The organism is Pseudomonas sp. AL10 (assembly GCF_029960685.1).
Classification (GTDB): domain Bacteria; phylum Pseudomonadota; class Gammaproteobacteria; order Pseudomonadales; family Pseudomonadaceae; genus Aquipseudomonas; species Aquipseudomonas lactis.
In genome coordinates, this window is sequence record NZ_JASBQZ010000009.1 from 14,221 (window position 1) to 27,431 (window position 13,211).

At 60.8% G+C, this 13,211-nt stretch carries 15 protein-coding genes; 6 read left to right on the forward strand and 9 right to left on the reverse strand.

The annotated features are described in order from the left end of the window. Positions 1 to 57: 57 nt before the first annotated feature. Both QK296_RS11895 and QK296_RS11900 read right to left on the reverse strand, forming a co-directional pair. Positions 58 to 1,119, reverse strand: coding sequence for an FUSC family protein (locus QK296_RS11895; protein ID WP_169855957.1), 1,062 nt, complete (start codon positions 1,117 to 1,119; stop codon positions 58 to 60). A gap of 162 nt (positions 1,120 to 1,281) precedes the next feature. Further along, positions 1,282 to 2,898: an NADP-dependent glyceraldehyde-3-phosphate dehydrogenase gene (locus QK296_RS11900; RefSeq protein WP_057710350.1), complete on the reverse strand. Its 1,617-nt coding sequence runs from the start codon at positions 2,896 to 2,898 to the stop codon at positions 1,282 to 1,284. 138 nt (positions 2,899 to 3,036) lie between these two features. On the opposite strand from QK296_RS11900, the gene QK296_RS11905 reads away from it, so the two are divergent. Then, positions 3,037 to 3,912, forward strand: a complete 876-nt coding sequence (locus tag QK296_RS11905) for a Dyp-type peroxidase (RefSeq protein WP_034133814.1) — start codon at positions 3,037 to 3,039, stop codon at positions 3,910 to 3,912. Between the two features lie 121 nt (positions 3,913 to 4,033). Here the strand turns inward: QK296_RS11905 and QK296_RS11910 are convergent, their stop codons facing one another. After that, on the reverse strand, positions 4,034 to 4,768 hold the full coding sequence (locus tag QK296_RS11910; protein ID WP_003192136.1) for a carbonic anhydrase: 735 nt from the start codon (positions 4,766 to 4,768) through the stop codon (positions 4,034 to 4,036). A 188-nt stretch (positions 4,769 to 4,956) separates the two neighbouring features. Between QK296_RS11910 and QK296_RS11915 the strand changes: the two genes are divergently transcribed. Then, on the forward strand, positions 4,957 to 6,105 hold the full coding sequence (locus tag QK296_RS11915) for an MFS transporter (protein WP_057710352.1): 1,149 nt from the start codon (positions 4,957 to 4,959) through the stop codon (positions 6,103 to 6,105). On the opposite strand, the gene QK296_RS11920 is transcribed toward QK296_RS11915, so the two are convergent. Next, positions 6,102 to 6,623 carry a DUF3087 family protein gene (locus tag QK296_RS11920; protein WP_057710353.1) on the reverse strand — a complete coding sequence of 174 codons (522 nt, stop codon included), beginning with the start codon at positions 6,621 to 6,623 and terminating at the stop codon, positions 6,102 to 6,104. The genes QK296_RS11915 and QK296_RS11920 overlap by 4 nt on opposite strands. A gap of 114 nt (positions 6,624 to 6,737) precedes the next feature. Here QK296_RS11920 and QK296_RS11925 point away from each other — a divergent pair, with 114 nt between their 5' ends. Then, positions 6,738 to 6,917: a hypothetical protein gene (locus QK296_RS11925; RefSeq protein ID WP_003192131.1), complete on the forward strand. Its 180-nt coding sequence runs from the start codon at positions 6,738 to 6,740 to the stop codon at positions 6,915 to 6,917. Between the two features lie 12 nt (positions 6,918 to 6,929). Further along, a complete protein-coding gene (locus tag QK296_RS11930; protein WP_003192129.1) occupies positions 6,930 to 7,130 on the forward strand; it encodes a DUF6021 family protein in 201 nt (66 codons plus the stop codon). A 30-nt stretch (positions 7,131 to 7,160) separates the two neighbouring features. Here the strand turns inward: QK296_RS11930 and QK296_RS11935 are convergent, their stop codons facing one another. Next, on the reverse strand, positions 7,161 to 7,397 hold the full coding sequence (locus QK296_RS11935; protein ID WP_003192128.1) for a DUF6555 family protein: 237 nt from the start codon (positions 7,395 to 7,397) through the stop codon (positions 7,161 to 7,163). A 120-nt stretch (positions 7,398 to 7,517) separates the two neighbouring features. On the opposite strand from QK296_RS11935, the gene QK296_RS11940 reads away from it, so the two are divergent. After that, complete coding sequence (locus QK296_RS11940; protein ID WP_282390958.1) at positions 7,518 to 8,351, forward strand: arylamine N-acetyltransferase; 834 nt, start codon at positions 7,518 to 7,520, stop codon at positions 8,349 to 8,351. A 125-nt stretch (positions 8,352 to 8,476) separates the two neighbouring features. Continuing rightward, positions 8,477 to 9,229 (forward strand): outer membrane beta-barrel protein, encoded by a 753-nt coding sequence (locus QK296_RS11945; protein WP_003192126.1) that lies wholly within the window; start codon positions 8,477 to 8,479, stop codon positions 9,227 to 9,229. A 62-nt stretch (positions 9,230 to 9,291) separates the two neighbouring features. On the opposite strand, the gene QK296_RS11950 is transcribed toward QK296_RS11945, so the two are convergent. The 4 genes from QK296_RS11950 to nuoM all read right to left on the reverse strand — a co-directional run bounded on the left by QK296_RS11950 (position 9,292) and on the right by nuoM (position 13,187). Further along, on the reverse strand, positions 9,292 to 9,606 hold the full coding sequence (locus QK296_RS11950; protein ID WP_003192124.1) for a hypothetical protein: 315 nt from the start codon (positions 9,604 to 9,606) through the stop codon (positions 9,292 to 9,294). Then, on the reverse strand, positions 9,596 to 9,946 hold the full coding sequence (locus QK296_RS11955; RefSeq protein WP_003192123.1) for a toxin: 351 nt from the start codon (positions 9,944 to 9,946) through the stop codon (positions 9,596 to 9,598). The genes QK296_RS11950 and QK296_RS11955 overlap by 11 nt, the downstream gene beginning before the upstream one ends. A gap of 237 nt (positions 9,947 to 10,183) precedes the next feature. Continuing rightward, positions 10,184 to 11,647 carry an NADH-quinone oxidoreductase subunit NuoN gene (gene nuoN / locus QK296_RS11960; protein WP_003192122.1) on the reverse strand — a complete coding sequence of 488 codons (1,464 nt, stop codon included), beginning with the start codon at positions 11,645 to 11,647 and terminating at the stop codon, positions 10,184 to 10,186. Between the two features lie 7 nt (positions 11,648 to 11,654). Further along, positions 11,655 to 13,187 (reverse strand): NADH-quinone oxidoreductase subunit M, encoded by a 1,533-nt coding sequence (gene nuoM, locus QK296_RS11965; RefSeq protein ID WP_003192119.1) that lies wholly within the window; start codon positions 13,185 to 13,187, stop codon positions 11,655 to 11,657. Positions 13,188 to 13,211: the final 24 nt, after the last annotated feature.

Here is a 13,211-nt window from a genome sequence, read left to right on the forward strand (position 1 = left end):
TAACGGGAGGGCTCACGATGAAGCGCTCCCGTACTTATTCACTGAGTTGCGTTAGCTTCAAATGCGCCAGCGTGCTGATGTCGTCGCAAGCCGCTCGCGCATTCCCTCCCCATTCTGCGCCAACTGCACCGTCAACAATCGATACCCATCCAGAGCACTGTAAACCGGTTCGCCCAGCGTGGACTCACTGGCCGTGGTGTGTCCGGCTCGCTCCAACCGCTCCGTCACCCCCGACTTCAACGCCCGCGCCATCCCCACCAGTTGCACCCGAATCTGCCGATGCTCGGCCTTTAACATCACCTGCATCCTTGCCGTGGCCTGCTCATCACGCGGGTCCGGCCGGGTATTGCCCAGAATCTCCAAAGTGCTGATGCACATGCGCAGGTGCCGCTGGATCGCATCCAGTTCAGTCATGGAAATCCGCACTTCCTTGGACACCGACGGCATCAACGAGCGCAGTTGCACCATCGCCCCGTTCAAACGGTTGAGCAGCTTGAGGTGTTCATCGTTGGTTACCGATTGGCCATTGGTGATCCGGCTATAAATCTGCGCGCAGTCCCGCAGGGCGCTGGCCAGGTTGTAGCGCCACGAATACACGGCGTACAACGGCAAGGCGAAGGAAAACGCCAGGGCCAGCACGATGCCGATCAGGATATCGACGGTGCGCCACAGGCCATCGGAGATTGGGTTGTCGCCATGGCCGGCGACGATAAATACCGTAATCGCCGACAGCAGCGCGATGTAACCGCCCTTACCGATGGCGTGATAGGAAAAGAACCCGCACACCACCGACATCAGCAGGTAGGTGAGCAACGGCAGGCCGAAGTAAGCCTGTTGCACCACCAGCAGCAAGCCGACGCTGGCGCCGATCAAGGTGCCGTAGGCGCGCTCGACGGCTTTCTTGCCGATGTTGCCGTGGTGCTGCAGCCCGCCGATGACAATCAGCATGGTCACCGACGCCCATTCACCGTGCGGCAGGTTGAGGCCGGTGGTCAGCAGGATGGTTGCCAGCAAACCCACGGACACGCGCGCGGCGTGGATCAGCTTGGCATGGCGAAAGCGGCGGTAGGGGTCGAGCAAGGGGCGCAGCAGGCGCCGGGCAAAGAAGGGCAGGTTCATCAGTATTAAAGTGGCCTCGATTATCTGAGTATGCGCGATCAAATGTGGGAGCTGGCTTGCCTGCGATAGCATCACCGCGACCTGACTGAAAGACCGAGGTGCCGGCATCGCAGGCAAGCCAGCTCCCACACTGACCTGTCTGCACATTGGAACGGGGGGATTTTAGAAGATGTAATCGGTAGTCAGGAAACTCGAGTCGCGGTTACGCAAAATATCGCTGACCAACGCCTTGTTACTTTCCTGGAACTTGGTCGCCACCAAGGTACGGATCGAGAACACACGCAAGGCGTCATGCACCGACAACGTGCCCTCGGCCGAGTTCTTGCGCCCGTTGAACGGAAAGGTATCCGGCCCGCGCTGGCATTGGGCATTGATATTGATGCGGCCCACCTGGTTGGCGAAGGTGTCTACCAGGCGCCCAACTTCCACGGGGTCGGTGCCGAAGAGGCTCAACTGCTGGCCGAAATCCGAGTCCAGCACATAGTCGATCACGGTCTCCAGGTCACGGTAGGGCACGATCGGCACCACCGGGCCGAATTGCTCTTCGTGGTAGACGCGCATCTGCGGGTTCACCGGGTACAGTACCGCCGGGTAGAAGAACGAGCCACGGCTGCTGCCACCCTCGGCATTCATCACTTTGGCACCATGCCGGGCGGCGTCGGCCACCAGTTCGTTGAGGTAATCGACCTTGCCCACTTCCGGCAGAGGGGTCAGCGCCACGCCGTCTTCCCAGGGCATGCCGGGCTTGAGCGTCGCCAGCTTGGCGTTGAATTTCTCGATAAAGCGCTCGACCACGTCTTCATGCACGAACAGGATTTTCAACGCGGTGCAACGCTGGCCGTTGAACGACAGCGAACCGGTAACGGCTTCGTTCACCGCATTGTCCAGGTCCACTTCGGGCAGCACGATCCCCGGGTTTTTGGCATCCAGGCCCAGCGCAGCGCGCAAACGGTGCGGCTTGGGGTGCAGCTTTTTCAAATCACTGGCGGCCTTGTTGGTGCCGATAAACGCAAAGATGTCGATCTTGCCGCTGGCCATCAGCGCGCTTACGGTCTCGCGGCCGCTGCCGTAGATGACGTTGATTACCCCGGCCGGGAAGCTGTCGCGGAAGGCTTCCAGCAAGGGGCGGATCAACAGCACACCCAGCTTGGCCGGCTTGAACACCACGGTATTGCCCATGATCAACGCCGGGATCAGCGTGGTGAAGGTCTCGTTCAACGGGTAGTTGTAAGGCCCCATGCACAACGCCACGCCCAGGGGCACGCGGCGGATCTGGCCGAGGGTGTCCTGCTCCAGCTCAAAGCGACTGCTGCGCCGGTCGAGTTCCTTGAGGGCATTGATGGTGTCGGTGATGTAGTCGCAGGTGCGGTCGAATTCTTTCTGCGAGTCCTTGAGGTTTTTGCCGATCTCCCACATCAGCAGCTTGACCACCGCATCACGCTGTTCGCGCATGCGCCGCAGGAACGCCTCGACGTGCTGGATACGCTCAACCACCCGCATCGTCGGCCATACACCCTGGCCACGGTCGTAGGCGCGCACGGCAGCATCCAGGGCGGTGAGGGCGGTGTCGGCATCCAGCAACGGCGTGCTGCCGATGTGCACGCGCTCATCACCCAGTTGCACGGGGCTTTGCACGCGGGCGAGCGGGCCGTTCCACTCCTGCAACTGGCCATCGACCAGGTATTCACGTTGCTCAATGGGCGCTGCCAGGCGAAATTGCTCGGGAATCTGCGCGGTGGAGGTGGGAAACAGCTGGGCGAGCAGGTTGCTGGTGGTCATGTCGCTACCCCTGGAATAGTTGCAAAACATGACTAGAGAGTCACCCAACACGCGGCTCTAACGCAAGGCTTGCGCGCATTCTTGTTCGCAGCGCGGTGTACGCCGGGTAAACTGCGCGGCTTTTCAGAAGGAGTTCACATGAGTCAGTACCAGCCGGGCATTCTTGCCGCACCGGTGCCTTTGCAGGCCCGCCATCTGTTTTTTGCCCTCGACTCGCTGCAAGCCGTGCCCGCTGCGCTGGACGCACTGGTGCAGTTGACGGATGCGGCGGCCGTGGTGGGGTTCGGTGAGCCGCTGGTAACGGCGCTGGGTGTCCAGATCCCAGGGCTGCGCTCATTCCCGGCCGTCAGCGGCCCTGGCGCCCACAACCCGTCGACTCAACAGGCGCTGTGGGTATGGCTGCATGGGGTGGATCGCGGTGAGTTGCTGCTGCGCAGCCGGACCGTGGAAAAAGCCCTGGCCCCGGCGTTTCGCCTGGTGCAGTCGACAGAAGGCTTCCGCTACAAGACCGGCTTTGACCTGACCGACTACGAAGACGGCACCGAAAACCCTCACGACGATGCCGCCGTGGAAGCCGCGCTGACCGACAGCGGCGCCAGCTTCGCGGCGATCCAGCAATGGCAGCACGACCTTGACGGGTTCGCCGCGTTGCCTGCCCAGGAGCGTGACCACATCATTGGCCGCCGTCATGGCGATAACGAAGAACTCGACGATGCCCCCGAGTCGGCCCACACCAAGCGCACCGCCCAGGAAAGCTTCACACCGGAAGCCTTCGTGGTGCGCCGCTCCATGCCCTGGGCCGAAAATGGCCAGGCGGGGCTGATGTTCCTCGCGTTTGGTCATTCTTTCGATGCGTTCGAAGCGCAGTTGCGACGCATGAGTGGGTTGGAAGATGGGATTGTCGATGGCCTGTATCGCATCAGCAAGCCGTTGACGGGGGGTTATTACTGGTGCCCGCCGCTGAAGGACGGGCGCCTGGATCTGGGCGTGGTTTTTGAGTCGCCGCTTCCTTGAGCGATCATTGCCCCCTGTAGGAGCGAGCTTGCTCGCGAAAAGCGTCAACGATAACGCGCGCCGCCTGAATCAACGCGGCGCCTTCGAGTTTTTCGCGAGCAAGCTCGCTCCTACGCAAAGCCTAACCGAGCATTTTTACTTTGCCGCTGTGCAGCTTGTATACGCCGCCGACAATCAGCAGTTTTCCCGCCGCGACCGCATCAGCCAACAGGCTTGATTCAGCCGTGAGCCGCGCCATGGTGTCGGTGACATTTTGTGCAATGGCGTTTTCCAGCAAATCGCCGGGCGCTTTCAATACCTTGTTCACCGAGGGTTTGAAAGTATCGGCCAAGCCCTGGATCTTGCCCGGGAAGCGGGCGTTATCCTTGACGGCCTTGACCCCCGCCGCGACTGCGCCACACATGTCGTGCCCCAATACCATGATCAGGGGCGTGCCCAATACCGCCACCGCGTATTCAAGGCTGGCGAGCCCGTTATCGGTGACGAAATTGCCCGCGACCCGTACCGCGAAGAGGTCGCCGCGGGCGGTGTCGAAAGCGTACTCGGGAGCGATCCGCGAATCGGCACAACTTAACACCGCGACGAACGGATTTTGCCCACCCACCAACACTTCACGCTCGCTCATAAAGTCATGACGCTTGGTCACCCCGTCGGCGTAACGCTGGTTGCCTTCCATCAGCCGCTGCAAGGCAAGTTGGGGGCTGAGGTCGTTGGCGGGCTTGGGCAGCGCTGGCGCCGCCGATGTTGCGTTCGCGAGGGAGGGCAGCGCCCCGCTTAGTAGCGTTGCGCTTGTACTGACGGCAGCCAGGCGTAGGAAGTTTCGACGGTCTTTGAGGTGAACAGGGCGGTTGCACATCGGGAAGGTTCTCAGACGGGTTGAGGGCACTAGGGTGGGAACGATCAGCCGAAAGAGATGTAAGAAATATCTGATTTTGCTTGTGTCTAGCAGCGGGGGCGCTTTCTAAGCACAAGACTCAGCCCTTGTAAAAAAGGCCAGGGGAAGGCTAGTGTGGCGGCCTGAATATTTCTGAATGTTTCAGTTTTATGTCCAGCCTTGCCCAACGCACCGCCAATACCACCTCGCGCCGCGCGGCACTGACCCTCGGGTTTTGCCTGCCCAGTGATGTGCTGCTGTACCTGTTGCTGCCCATGGAATCCGAGGCGTTCGGCATCACGCTGGCCCAGGCTGGGGTGTTGTTGGCGGCTAACCGTCTGGTACGGATCTTTGGTTATCGGCATGTACTGAATTTTTATGCACGTAACGGCGACCGCCTGACCTGCATGCTCGCCGCCGGCGCGGCAGCACTGTGCGCATTGGGTAATTCGGTGCTGTCGGGCTTCGCTGCGCTGTTGGTCTTGCGGCTGGTGTGGGGCCTGTGTTTTGCCGCGTTGAACCTGTCGACCCAGGTACTGGCGACGTCTGAACCTGAAGGGGCGGCGCGCAGGGCGGGGCGCTCACGGGCATTGATTGCCTTCGGGCCGATGCTGGCCCTGCCTCTGGGCGGGTTGCTGACGTTATGGGCCGGGCCGCGCCCGATCTTCCTGATTCTCGCCGTCTGTTGCCTGGCAGGGTTGTGGATCGCTCGCGGCCTGCCCACCTCCGGTCATGACTTGCACAGCACTCCGGGGCGCCGCTTCAGGTGGCCTGACAGCGTTGCGCTGTGGTCGTTTATCGAAGGTGTCGCGCTGGACGGCTTGTTTATCTTTGGCCTGTCGATCCAGGCGCAGAAGATCATGGGCGGGGATGCGGTACTGATCGCCGGTGGCTTGATGGGCCTGCGCTACCTGTCGGAATTGCTCCTGAGCCCGTTGGGCGGGCGTGCGGCCCAGCGTTTCGGTGCCACGTCGATGCTGTTGCTGTTTTCGTTCTTGAGCGCCCTGGCCCTGGCTGCGTTCGGCAGCCATTGGGTGATCGTCGGCGCGGCGGCGGTGCTGGTGCTGCGTGCGTTGCAATTGCCCCTGGTGACTACCCTGGTGGCCGAGCGCAACCCCGGCGCCATGCGCGTGTCTGCATTGGCGTCCAACGCCGTATGGCGCGATATCGGCGCCGGCCTCGGGCCGCTGCTGGCGGGCCTGTTGCTACCTGTGGCCTCGGCGCCCTGGGTGTTTGGCCTGGCGGGTGCGGCGATTGCCCTGAGTGCAGTGTTTTGCTGGCGGGCCAAATGGCCCACTGACGTGTCCCTGCGGAGCTAAGCGCTTTTCAGGCTGTCCAGCCAGGCAGGATCAAGCCGGGTTTGCTCGGTAGCGATCCCCAGGGCCTGCATCTTCGCCTTGTGGGCCTCGATCTCGCCCACCATTTGCGCCTGGGCGCTGGAGTTGGCGTCCAGTTCGTGCATCTGAATCAGCCCCAGATGATAGAAACGCAACAGCTTGATGGCTGACGGGTCGTTGGCCTGTACCCGTTCGCTGACCTTGTGCATCACATTGGTCACGCTCATCAGGCTGCGTTTGAGCTGCCAGCCATACACCGCCGACGTCATCCAGGGTTGGGTCCAGAACGGGCCACGTACCAGCGCGACGGTGATCAACACCCCGGCAAAGACGCCGCCGACGTTGAAGCGAAAATTATCACCGCCAGGCTCACCGAACAGCATCACTGCCAGGCTCGATAACAGCATGGCCAAGGCCAGGAACAGCACGGCAATGACCAGTGTGCTGCGACGGGTCTGTTGGCGATAGGTGGCGGGGTCGCAGGGTTTGAGCTCGAACATCCGGGGCAGGTCTCCAGAAAGAGCGGTCATCTTCTCATGCTTGGCGCAATGAAGTTGAACGATGGCGGCGGGCGATTTCTCTAAAACGGTGAACCCTTCATGAGGTCAGCCGTCATGCCCGACTATAAACAGCCACCGCCTGGTACACCCGACCCGCACCGCACCCCCGGTGAAGAGGAGCGCGACAACGATGCGTTGCGCCCCAATGATCCGAAAGAACGAGGCCCGGACGACGATGTGCAGCGCGCCGAAGAAGACCTGGAAAACCTCCACGACAAAGCCCGTCCGCTTTAACAGGAGAACCTGATGAACAAGCGTACCGATGGCCCCCATTCCAACGAACACGCCAGTGGCAAGGATGAACTGGGCTTCGACCCGGACTCGCCGGACCTGGCCGACCCGCAGGTCGACCCGATCGGCCCGGCAATTGCGCCGCTGGACAAAACGGACGAGGAGACAGCGAAAAAAAAGCCGCCCTACGATCCGTTGGGCGACTTGAAGCAGTGAACCGAGCCCCGCCTGTGTGCGGGGCTCTGTTTATCTGGGCGGGGACCAGCTGACGTCGCTGATGCCGTATTTTTCCGCCCAGGGCCGGGTGGTCTTTTTCACCTGCTCGTGACCCACGCGACCGATGCGGCTGACATGGGCAATGTCGGCATCAACGGCCGCCCAATGCCAGGCCTCGGCGTTGTTCATCACCTCGGCGCGCACCACGAAAGACTTGGGTTTACCGTGTAGCTGATAGTGGACGGTGTAGATTTTTGCGGTACTCATGTTGCCTCCCAATCTTGTTATAGATGGATAGGCTGGCGCTCCAAAAGGTTCATTCAAAATGACAACGCACACAGAGGCGCGGCATAGTGACGCTCTTGCCCTGCGCCCAAGGATCGCGCCATGCACACACTCGCCGATAGCCGCCTGTACCTACAACGCCTGGGCTATGCCTCGCCACCGCCGCCCACCCTGCAAACCCTGCGGGACCTGCAACTGCGCCATGTGTGCACCTTCGCCTTTGAAAGCCTGTCGACCCTGATGCATGCACCGGTGCCGATCGACCTGCCCAGCGTCGAGCGTAAGGTGCTGCATGAGGGGCGTGGCGGCTATTGCTACGAGCTGAACCAGCTGTTCCTGGCCCTATTGCAGGAGCTGGGCTTTGAAGCCCGTGGTATCACCGGGCGCGTTGTGATCGGCGGCCCACCGGACGCCCACACCGGGCGTACCCACCGCTTGAGCCTGGTGACCCTCGACGGCGTGCGCTATATCACCGATGTCGGTTTTGGCGGCATGGTGCCCAGCAGCCCGTTGCAACTGGACAGCGACGCGCCCCAGGTCACCGCTCATGAGTGCTTTCGTCTGACACACAACCAAGGCAGTTACACGCTATGGGGCCAGGTGGGTGAAGAATGGCGCGGCCTGTACGTGTTCGACCTGCAAACCCAGGCCGACATCGATTATGAAATCGGCAACTGGTACGTCTCCACGCACCCTGGCTCACCGTTCGTAGGGCAGTTGAAAGCCGCGCTGCTTGCGCCCGGTAAACGTCATACCTTGGCCAACGCCCGCTATGCCCTTCATTATCTGGATCGACCCAGCGAAAAGCGCACGCTCAAGAGTGCCGATGAGTTACTGGGACTGCTGCGCGACACCTTCGGCATTCGGCTGCCGGAGCAGCCTCAACTTCGCGAAGCCGTAGAGCGCCTGATCCGCATGAATCCTGAAGAGTCTTGAGATAGAGCCTTCGCTGAATCGTTTTTCCTCCATTTTGGTGCAAATCCGTTCGAACTTTTTGCAAAAGCCAAGGTTCGAACCGATTCCTGAATACTTTGCCCACCTTAAAATGGAGATGTAAAACGATGTCCAAACTATTCGGAAAATTCCTCAAGAACACCTCGTTGCTGGCCCTGGTGGCTGCGCCTGGCGTGGTGTTCGCAGCACCTTCCACTGACCCGATTTCCACGTTCGGGATCATGGGCAGCTACAACGACTTCAAACTTGAAGGCGGCAGCGAAAGCGACAAAGACCACATGCCCGAAGCCGGCCTGTTCTACAACTTCGGCAACAAGCTCACTGCCGAGTCGGGCTTTATCTACCAGGCCGGTATCGAAGCCAAGTACGGTGAAAAAAGCGATAACAAACTCAAGGAAGGCCAGGCCGACCTCGACCTCGGCTGGCGTGCCGCGCTGGATGCGCGCAATTTTGTCGACGTGATCGTGGGCGGTGGCTACAGCTGGACCCGCTACGAGCCGGACACCAATGGCTACGACATGAAGCTCACCAACAAATCGCCGTTTGCCAAGGCGGCGCTGGGCTACAACCACCAGTTCGATGACATGACCCTGCGCGTTGAAGCCGGCGCCCGTCACACCATCGACGGCCGCGCCAAGCTCAAGGTCGACGGCGTCGGCAGCGACACCGTAGACCTCAAGGACCGCACCAACCCTTACGCCGAAGTCAGCCTGCTGATGAACCAGAAGGGCGACCTGCCAGTGATGGCGGGCCTGTACTACACCCGCACCGAGTACAAGCTCGATAACGACTCCTATGTGGCCGACAACACCAAGCTCAAGCGTGATGAGTATGGTTTCAAGGTGGGTATCGCGTTCTAACGCTGTTTGCGCTGCAAAAACGCCCCGAATGCTCGGGGCGTTTTTTTTGCGGCTATTGCCGGTCAGCCCAATGCGGCAAGTTGCGCCACGGTTTCCGGAAAGCGCGCCACCAGTCGTATCAACGTGACAGCCTGCGCATTCGGCTTGGCCCGGCCTTGCTCCCAGTTCTCCAAGGTGCGGGTGTTGGTGCGCAGGTACATGGCGAATACCGAGCGGGACAGGTTGAGTTGCTGGCGTACGGCGATTACCTCGTCAGCGCTGAGTGGCGCCAGCTTGTTGAGGTGCGCTTTGTGGGTGCGCAGGGTAATTTTGCCCTGGCGTTCATCAGCCAAGGCGTCGAAGCCTTCGACCAGTTCGGAAAAGATTTCACGTTTCATGGTGTGTTCTCGCTTTGATTTCCCTGTCTAGCATGTGTTTAAGGGCTTTCTTGTGTTGGGGTGTCAGGTCGTTCTGTTCGTGTTTGCCGTACAAAGTGAATAACCAGAATTGCGTACCGCCTGACCACCAGTAGTAAATGACCCGCAGGCCACCGCGCTTGCCTTTGTTTCGTCGCTCATCGACGAAGCGAACCTTTCTCAACCCGCCCGTTCCTTCGATCACGTCTCCCGCTTCTGGGTTTTTCATCAACTCCTGCTGAAAACCGTGAAAAAGTTCATCGCTCAGATAGTCCCTGCGATGCCGTTCGAATGCCGGCAGTTCGATAAATAGAGCATCCATGTTCTGTACGTAGCCTGCGTATAGTTTGGTGGCCCACTCGCTTTGGGTCAAGCGCCCAAGCTGTGGGAACTTTCTTAAAACGCAGACACCTTAGGCCGCATCCAGCGGGGAAGATGCCGGATGAGGAGGCAGATTGAAGAGGAAATTTCAGCGAGTAGGGAAGGGAAAAAGCCAGGCTACAGAAATGCAAAACGGCGCCCAAAGGCGCCGTTATGTTTACTGCATTAATCTAAGCGATCAAACGCCCAGCACCGCGTGCTGCACCAGGGTGAGCAACGGTTGTGGGTACACGCCCAGGAAGAACGCGAGCAGGGCGATGGCCAGCAGCATGACGCCACCGGCTTTCTGTTCCCAATGCAGCTCGGCATCCACACGGCGCAGGTTTGGCTCGATCAGGTACAGGGTGACCATCACGCGCAGGTAGTAGAACACGCCGATGGCGCTGCCCAGTACCAGCGAGGCAACCAGCCACCATTCGTGGGCTTCGACACCGGTAGCGACGATGTAGAACTTGCCGATAAAGCCCGCCGTCAGCGGAATGCCGGCCAGGGACAGCATCATCACGGTGAGCACGGCGGTCAGGTACGGCCGGCGCCAGAACAGGCCGCGGTATTCGTACAGGGCGTCGGCGTCACGGCCTTTGTACGGCGACGACATCAAGGTGATGACGCCGAACGCACCCAGGCTTGTGATCACGTAGGTGACCAGGTACACGCCAATGGCTTCCACGGCCAGGCCTTTGCTCGCCACCAGGGCGATCAGCAGGTAGCCGAAGTGGGCGATGGACGAATAGCCCAGCAGACGCTTGAGGTTGTTCTGGGTCAGGGCCAGCAGGTTACCGAACAGGATCGACGCTATGGCGATCACGGTCAGCACGTTGCTCAGCACGCCGGTGTTGGCGGCGGGGGAGATCTGGAACAGACGCACCATCACCGCAAACACCGCCACTTTCGACGCAGTGGCCAGGAACGCCGCCACCGGCGCTGGGGCGCCTTCGTACACGTCCGGGGTCCACAGGTGGAACGGCACCAGCGACAGCTTGAACGCCAGGCCGATCAGCATCATCGCCAGGCCCAGTTGGGCAATCGGCGCCGGGCTGTTGGTGGCGGCCAGGGCGTGGCCGATACCGGTGAAGCTCAGGCTGCCAGCTTCGGCGTAGAGCAGGGCCATACCGAACAACAGGAACGCGGAACCGGCAGCCGACAGCACCATGTACTTGATGCCGGCTTCCAGGGAGCGCTTGTTGAAGAAGGCATAGGCCACCAGGCCGTAGGTCGGGATCGACAGCAGTTCCAGGCCGATGAACAGGCCCGCCAGGTGCTGAGCGCTGACCAGCACGATACCGCCGGCCGCAGCCAGCAGGATCAGCAGGTACAGCTCTTCCTTGTTGCCCGGGTAGCCGGTGCCGCCTTCGCCGAGGTAGGCGTGGGCGAGGGTGACGCAGGCCAGGGTCGCCACCAGGATCAGGGCGATGTACAGCAGTGCGAAGTCATCGACCATCATCAGTGGCGTGACCGCCAGTGGCGCGACCTTGAGGGCCGGAATGATCGACAGCAGGGCCAGGTTCAACCCGGCGCAAGACAGCAGGAACGTTTGCGAATGATTGCGGCGCCAGGCGATCGCCAGCATCACCACCACGATGGTGAGGCTGGTGATCAGCAGCGGCGCAAGCGCGATAAAGTGTTGGATCGTGAATTCCATAGCGCTCTTACCGGGCCGAAGCGAGTTGGGAGAAGGCGGTGCCGAACCACTGCTGCACGCCATGCATCGTTGCGGCAGAAGTGTCCAGGAACGGTTGCGGGTACACGCCGATGAAGACCAGCAGTACCGCAAGGCCGAGCACCATGATCAGTTCGCGCGCATCCATCCCTTGCAGGACGGTGTCGGACTTGGCCGGGCCGAAATAGGCGCGGTGGATCATGATCAGCGAGTAGACCGAACCGAACACCAGGCCGGAGGTGGCGATGGCGCTGATCCACGGCGTTTGCACAAAGGCACCCATCAGGATCAGGAACTCGCCGATGAAGTTACCGGTACCCGGCAAGCCCAGCGACGCGGCGGCAAAGAACAGGCTGATGGCCGGCAGGTACGCGATGCGCGACCACACGCCACCCATCTCACGCATGTCACGGGTGTGCAGGCGCTCGTACAACTGGCCACTCAGGATAAAGAGGGCAGCGGCGGAAACACCGTGGGCCAACATCTGGATCACCGCACCCTGCAGCGCCAGTTGGCTGCCGGAGTAGATGCCGATCAGTACGAAACCCATGTGGGAAACGGACGAGAAGGCAATCAGACGCTTGATGTCGGTTTGCGCGAAAGCCAGGAACGCACCGTAGAAGATCCCGATCAGACCCAGGGTCATGGCGATCGGCGCGAATTCGGCCGAAGCATTCGGGAACAGCGGCAGGGCGAAACGCAGCAGGCCGTAGGCAGCGGTCTTCAGCAGGATACCGGCCAGGTCCACGGAGCCGGCAGTCGGCGCCTGGGCGTGGGCGTCAGGCAACCAGGAGTGGAACGGCACCACCGGCAGCTTCACCGCGAAGGCGATGAAGAAGCCCAGCATCAGCACGTACTCGGTGGTCAGCGACATCTTGGTTTTCAACAGGTCGGCGTAGTTGAAGGTAATCACGCCGGTGTTGTTGAAGTTGACCAGTACCAGGCCCAGGATCGCCACCAACATGATCAGGCCGGAAGCCTGGGTGAAGATGAAGAACTTGGTCGCTGCGTAGATCCGGGTTTTCTTGCCGTCCGAAGAGCTGTGACCCCAGAGCGCGATGAGGAAGTACATCGGCACCAGCATCATTTCCCAGAAGAAGAAGAACATGAACAGGTCCAGCGCCAGGAACACGCCGACAACACCGCCCAAAATCCACATCAGGTTCAGGTGGAAGAAGCCCACGTGACGTTGGATCTCTTTCCAGGAGCAGAGTACCGAGAGGATACCCAGCAGGCCGGTCAGCAGGATCATCAACAGCGACAGGCCGTCGAGGGCCAGGTGCACGTTGATGCCGAAGCGCTGGATCCACACGTGCTTGAATTCAAGCGCGAAGGTGGGGTCGACACCCGGTGCCGGAGCGAATGAATAGTCACCATGGGCCCACAGCCAGAGGCCGAGCGCGAGTTCCAGGGACATGGTCAGCAACGCAATCCAGCGGGGGAGGGTGGCGCCGAAGCGTTCACCCATCCAGCAGAGCAGGCCGCCGATAAAGGGGATCAGGATTAGCCAGGGCAGAATCATGACGGGCTCGTTTCCTTTTGCAAG